This is a genomic window from Bradyrhizobium ferriligni (assembly GCF_056837965.1).
Genome location: NZ_JBXEJO010000389.1, coordinates 1 through 394 on the forward strand (window position 1 = coordinate 1; position 394 = coordinate 394).

1 protein-coding gene is annotated in these 394 nt (G+C 48.2%); it reads left to right on the forward strand.

Translation table 11 applies throughout. The features are described from left to right. A partial coding sequence (locus AC1VNY_RS42860; protein ID WP_482409732.1) for a hypothetical protein occupies positions 1 to 240 on the forward strand: 240 nt, incomplete at its 5' end. Between the last annotated feature and the right edge of the window lie 154 nt (positions 241 to 394).

The window sequence follows — 394 nt, forward strand, 5'->3', positions numbered from 1 at the left end:
TATTACAAGTTCGCCCGTCTGCCCAGCGTGTTCGTAGCGCGTTGGACTACGGGTGACAAGCCCCCTGTGAGTGGGGTTCAATTCCGCGGGCTGGCAGAAAAGTCACAGGTTCTCCAGATTTACGGTGTTCGTGGCACCGAACCGAAGGGTTACGATGTCCATGGCACCGAGCCGAGGAGAAAAAAATTTAAAAATTACAAGTTCAACTTTTCCATTCTGTCCTCCACATGTTCTGTCTGACCAAATTATGGTGTCCGCTGAGTTCAGGCATTGTTTACCAACTCTTGTCCATCTGGGAGAGGGAGGGAAGGCTGTCTCTGTGGAGAATTGGATATGACATTTGTCTTGCATTATGAAGGTTATGTTTTTTCTGGAGATGTCTTGGGTTGTTGCT